General features: G+C 42.7%; 1 protein-coding gene. It reads left to right on the forward strand.

Features of this window, described 5'->3' with window-relative positions; genetic code table 11:
* Positions 1–486 precede the first annotated feature (486 nt).
* A partial coding sequence (tnpA, locus tag AB4585_RS22455; RefSeq protein WP_408063596.1) for an IS66 family insertion sequence element accessory protein TnpA occupies positions 487–679 on the forward strand: 193 nt, incomplete at its 3' end.

The following is a 679-nucleotide window of genomic DNA, read 5'->3' on the forward strand; positions in this document are numbered from 1 at the left end:
AAAGTATGCTCCCGCCCTGGTGTTAATACTAAGCTGAAATATGGGGAGTATCCGTAGCTCAATTTATTTAACATTAATCTATCAATGTGGCCATGAAACATCTTAGTTTCTTATGGCCATTTTTTTGTTCGGGTAGCATTCTGATTTAAAGGCTCTCCGCCACTTGAAACGCAACACCTCACCCGTGAGAAGAGATGCATCAAGCACTTGCGTATTTTCATCCAAGCACATCGAAGTTGATTATAATCGAACAAGAAGGACAGTGCTCTTGGATATCTAAGCCCAGTTAACTTTAAAAAACAATATGTCGCTTATGCGTATTTCGGTGATTGCGATCGGCTGTTTCCCCCCGTGTCAGCATAGTTGTCGTCTAGATTTTTAAGGGGATAACAATGCCAGCTAATCCGTAAGCGTGCCATGAACACCGCATTCTAATCCTTCAGCACGAAGAATAAGATCAACTCTCCAACCCAAAGGAGAGTTGAAATGGCAAAACGACGTACCAACCTAGAATGGCAATCACTGTTTGAGCAATATGAAAGCAGCAGTGTTACCCAACGCGCTTTTTGTGAAGAGCATGGACTGAGTTTATCCACGTTCTTTGCCAAACGGCGTCAACTCCAAACAGCAAGCCAATCGGAATCTGTCGGATTTGTTAAAGCCGAAATCGTTGAAAAGA

The organism is Vibrio sp. 10N.222.49.C9, from assembly GCF_041474985.1.
GTDB lineage: Bacteria > Pseudomonadota > Gammaproteobacteria > Enterobacterales > Vibrionaceae > Vibrio > Vibrio crassostreae_C.